This window comes from Rhodobaculum claviforme (assembly GCF_016653255.1).
Classification (GTDB): domain Bacteria; phylum Pseudomonadota; class Alphaproteobacteria; order Rhodobacterales; family Rhodobacteraceae; genus Rhodobaculum; species Rhodobaculum claviforme.
The window spans coordinates 1-3,999 of sequence record NZ_NHSD01000032.1; the positions used below are offsets into that span (position 1 = coordinate 1).

Consider the following 3,999-nt stretch of genomic DNA (forward strand, 5'->3'; position numbering starts at 1 on the left):
GGGCCTCGGGGCGTTGCGCCCCCTGCGGACCCGGAAGGTCCCTGACATCCGGATGCCGCAGGCGCGCCCGGGCCGCTGGGCGTCAGGGCCGCGCGGGGGCCGCGTCGGGCCGGGACCTCCACTCCAGCCAGAACGCAACCGCCGCGAACGATCCCGCAAGCGCCCAGAGGTGCCAGAGCCTGTGCTGGATCTCGGCCAGGCTGGCCCCCATCTGGCTGGTGCGCACCAGGCCGTCGATGGCCGGGGTCGAGGGCACGATCTGTGCGATCAGGTTCAGATGCGGGGGAATCGCCTCGGCCGGCCAGGCGAAGCCCGACAGAAAGAAGAACGGAAGCCCCACGGCCAGAAGCACGACCTGCACCACCTCGGTGCGCCGGAAAACGGCCGCCATGCATTGCGCCAGCAGACCCGTCGCCAGCACGAAGGGCAGCCCCAGCACCAGCACCCCGGCGGGGCTGCCAAGATTCGGCAGGCCATAGAACGCGGGCAGCACGATCAGGTAGAGCGGCAGCAAGACCGCATAAAGCAGCACCCACGCCCCCATGCGCCCCAGAAGGACCCACAGCGGATGCCCGCACCCGGGCCTGCGCCGGATGGCCACCAGGGCAAGCCCCATCAGCATGGTCTGTTGCAGGATCAGGACAAAGGCAGCCGGCAGGACATAGGTCGCGTACCCCGCCGCCGGATTGAACAGGGGGACCTCGACCTGGGCTGCGGGGCTGACCTGCGCCAGCGCGACCTCGGGCGCGGTGCCCTGCGCGATCAGACGCGCCGCCTCGACCTCGGCGCCCATCTGCCGGATCGGCACGGCGGCCCCCTGCATCACGCGTTGATACATCAGGAAGTAGCTGGCATCGGCATACAGCGCGACCGGGCTGCGGGTGCCGCGCAGCAGGGCGCGCTCGAACCCCTCGGGGATCAGCAGCACGCCATAGGCGCGGCGCTCCTGCACCAGGCGCGTCGCCCGCACCATGTCGGGGGCGTGATGGATCAGCGCGACGGCCTCGGACGCGTTCACGCGCCGCGCCAGTTCGGCCGAGGTGGTGGAGCGGTCGAGATCGACCACCACCACCGGCACGTCGCGCAACAGCTCGGCCCGATACGGAAACGGATAGATGACGGCATAGATCACCAGCGCGACCAGAATGATCAGCCGCACCTGACGGTCCGCGAAGATGCCGCGCAGCTCTGCGCGCAGGGCCGCGAGGAGGGCGGTCATGTCCCGACCCCGATCCGGCCACGCAGGCGCAGAAGCTGGATCAGCACCAGCCCCCCCAGCACCGCGGCGATCAGGCCCAGCCAGAGAACCGGCCACAGCGACAGCTCGAGGGGCGTTGCGCGCAGCGACTGGTCGATGCGCAGCTGGACATACCAGGTGCCCGGCAGCACCGCCCCCCACGCCTGCGCCAGCTGCGACATCGCCTCGCGCGGGAAACCCAGGCCCATGAACCCGAAGGCGGGCGCCGTGATCACGGCGATGATGCTGGCCGCGCGGCCCATGTCACGGGTCATCACGAAGGCCAGCGCGCCGATCAGCTGTGCCGCCAGGATGAACAGCGCCGCCCCCGCCGCCATCAGCAGCAGCGACCCGCGCAGCGGCACCCCCAGCCAGCCATGAAGCACGAGGTCCGAAAGCCCCAGGATCAGCAGGAACATCACCGTATAGGGCAGGATCTTGCCAAGCATCGCCGGCACCACCCCGCCGGCCATCCGCGCCAGCACCTGCGGATGGCGCCCCGGCCCGAAATCGAGCGAGATCGCATAGGCGGTCGCGGCGGCGGCGATGATCTGCAACACCGTCGGCACCAGCGCCGCGAGCAGGAAATGCACATAGTCGAAGGCGGGGTTGAACAGCGCATGCGTTTGCAGGGGGATCGGCTGCAGACGCACCAGCGCCTGTTCCGCGGCTTCGCCCTGGCCCTGTCGGATCGACAGGCGCACCCCCGCCATTGCCGTGTCGATGGCGTCGCGCGCCCCGCGCGCGACCATCGACCCCGCGCTCATGTGCTGGTTGTCATAGAAGGTGACGATCTCGGGGCGCGCGCCGCGCAGCAGGTCGCGCTCCAGCCCCTGCGGCAGATAGACGGCCCCGCGGACCTCGCCGGACACGATCAGCGCGCGCGCCTCCGACAGGCTGTGCGCCTGGCCGCTGACCCGCAGCTCCGGCGCCGCATCGAGCATCCGGGTGACCGAGCGCGACAGCTCCGAGCGGTCCAGATCGACCACCACCAGCGCCATGCCGGTGGGAATGCCCGCGCGAAAGATGCCGCTCAGCACCAGCAGCAGGACCAGCGGCAACACCACGACCAGCCCCGCCAGCGCCGGGCGGCGCAGCATCAGCCGGAACTCCCGCGCCATCACCGTCAGCATGCGCTACCTGCCCAGCGAGATCAGCGCCGACATCCCCGGGCGCAGCCCCTCGACCGGCGCACGCGGGCGGGCGCGCAGCTCGAAACTGCGCAGGTCGAAATCGCCCGTGGCGCGCGTTGCCCGCCAGCTTGCGAACTGCCCCTGCACATTGATCAGCGTGATCTCGGCCTCGATATCGCGGTCGAGCGCGGGCACATGCACCGACAACGCATCGCCCACGCGCAGGCCCGACAGCAGGTCCTCGCGCAGGTTGAAGGTGATCCAGGCCCGGTCGAGGTCGACAATCGTGAACAGCGGCGCACCGGGGCCGACATTCTCGCCCGGTTCGATCAGGCGGGCCGACATCTCGCCGCCCGAGGGGGCGAAGATGGTCAGCTCGTCCAGATCGGCCTGGCGCTGGGCCAGCACGGCTTCGGCCTGTGCGACCTGGGCTGCGGCGACCGCGCGCTCCTCCGGCGAGGCGCCCGCCCGGGCAAGGTCGAGCTGGGCCTCCGCGGCCTCGACCCGGCGGGCGGCGGTGTCGAGGTTGCGGACGGTCTGTTCGATCACCGCCCGCGGCCGCAGCCCCTGCTGTTCCAACTCGGTGTCGCGCGCGACCTGTTCGCGGGCCAGCCGCAGGTCGGCCTGCGCCGCGGCCAGTTCGGCCTCGCGGGCGCGGATGACCTCGGGCCGGGTGGCACCCGCGGCGGCCTGCGAGGCGCGCGCGACATCCAGCCCCGAGGACGCCGCGGCATGGGCCGTGACAAGCTGCGGGTTGGACAGTGTTGCCAGCACCTGCCCGGCCTCCACCCGCCCGCCGACATCGGACGTGATCTCAGCGACGCGCCCGGATGTGCGCGCCGAGACATCCACACGCGGGGCCGTGACCTCGCCCTGGATCAACAACGGCCCGGGGCGTGTCACCAGCCAGACCGACACGGCCACAAGGGCCGCCAGAACGGCGATGACAAGGGCTGGAACGGCGGTTTTGCGCAGGGGGGCTTGCTGGGCTTGCATGGATCATGCTCTCTCTCGTCCGGAGCGACGCAACACCCACCGGCTTACAGGGGGGATCGCGACTCCGCAATTCCCATTCCAGCGATTGGCCGGGCAAGCGATTGACCGGGAATGGATTTCCCCATCGACCCGCACCGGGCTCCGGGTCGATCAGGGTGCTCCCGGGGCGCGGGGAGCGGGGGGCTGTCAGCCATCGGCCCGCGGCGCGGCGCGACAGGTGCGCCCGACCGGGACCCGGCGGCCATCGTGCGGCCGCAGGAACAGGCGCTGGCCCCGACGCTCGGTCCCGATGACGGCGTCGGTGGCGACCCACCCCGCGCGGTGGACCCGCCGTCCGGCGGCGCCCCGCTCGCGGGCGGCGTCCTCCATCCGGCCCAGGATCAGCGCGCGGCCCCGGTGCCGTGGACGGCCAGGGGGTGGTCCTGCATCTCAGGGCACAGAAGCCGCCCCGCCAGCGGCCCCGACATGGCAACCACCCCGGTTGCCGGCGGCGACACCAGCGCCGCCAGCGGCACCGCGGCGCGGCGCAGGGGCGTGCCACGCGACGGCCGTCCGCAGCGATCCGACCGCGATGGGTGCGGCCATGGCGCTGACGGGGCTTGCAATGCGGGGCTTCGGAGCGGTGGGTGGGGG

At 72.0% G+C, this 3,999-nt stretch carries 3 protein-coding genes; all 3 read right to left on the minus strand.

Annotated features, from left to right (window positions below):
• Nucleotides 1–82: 82 nt before the first annotated feature.
• From CCR87_RS00445 to CCR87_RS00455, 3 genes are read right to left on the minus strand one after another with little or no spacing between them, the layout of a single operon-like run.
• Nucleotides 83–1,219: an ABC transporter permease gene (locus CCR87_RS00445; RefSeq protein ID WP_201155370.1), complete on the minus strand. Its 1,137-nt coding sequence runs from the start codon at nucleotides 1,217–1,219 to the stop codon at nucleotides 83–85.
• A complete protein-coding gene (locus CCR87_RS00450; RefSeq protein WP_201155371.1) occupies nucleotides 1,216–2,370 on the minus strand; it encodes an ABC transporter permease in 1,155 nt (384 codons plus the stop codon). The genes CCR87_RS00445 and CCR87_RS00450 overlap by 4 nt, the downstream gene beginning before the upstream one ends.
• A 3-nt stretch (nucleotides 2,371–2,373) precedes the next feature.
• Entirely contained in the window at nucleotides 2,374–3,366 is a 993-nt protein-coding gene (locus CCR87_RS00455) for an HlyD family secretion protein (protein WP_201155372.1), read from the minus strand.
• Nucleotides 3,367–3,999 lie beyond the last annotated feature (633 nt).